Origin of the sequence: Campylobacter sp. US50a (genome assembly GCF_004379015.1) — a bacterium.
GTDB lineage: Bacteria > Campylobacterota > Campylobacteria > Campylobacterales > Campylobacteraceae > Campylobacter_D > Campylobacter_D jejuni.
In genome coordinates this window covers 1-230 of the sequence record NZ_RYYJ01000119.1, presented here as the reverse complement: position 1 = coordinate 230, position 230 = coordinate 1, and the positions used below count along the sequence as shown (strand labels likewise).

Genomic DNA, 230 nt, shown 5'->3' with positions numbered 1-230 from the left:
ACCATCATAGGTTATTCTACTTTAAAAGACAGTGGAATATATGGTGTGTATGCAGGTTATGAAGATACAAAAATGAGCTCAACTTATTTTGATATTAATAATAGAACCTATTATGCAGGTTTAAAATACTTTAATACCTTATTTACTACAGAAAAAGGTCAAGAAGTTTATATCAAAGCTCAAGGTAAAGCTGCTTTGATTAAAAATGATTTAACTAAAAAAATAGGAAA

Annotated in this window: 1 pseudogene; it reads left to right on the top strand. The window is 27.0% G+C overall.

Features of this window, described 5'->3' with window-relative positions:
- Nucleotides 1–230 (top strand): annotated as a pseudogene (locus ELQ11_RS09875) (autotransporter outer membrane beta-barrel domain-containing protein); the annotation flags it as partial.